Raw genomic sequence first — 211 nt, forward strand, 5'->3', positions numbered from 1 at the left:
TGCAACTGCACTTGTTGACGCTGAAGCTGATGCTACTGCACTTGTTGATGCTGAGGCTGAGGCTACTGCACTTGTTGACGCTGAAGCCGAGGCTACCGCGCTGGTTGATGCTGATGCTGAAGCGATCGCGCTTGTTGACGCTGAGGCTGAAGCTACTGCACTAGTCGATGCTGAAGCCGAAGCTACTGCACTGGTTGACGCTGAAGCCGAA

General features: G+C 55.0%; 1 pseudogene. It reads left to right on the top strand.

What is annotated here, in order from left to right:
• A pseudogene (locus ADM33_RS11400) lies at nucleotides 1–211 on the top strand (peptidase); the annotation flags it as partial.

Source organism: Streptococcus oralis (assembly GCF_001075875.1).
GTDB lineage: Bacteria > Bacillota > Bacilli > Lactobacillales > Streptococcaceae > Streptococcus > Streptococcus oralis_I.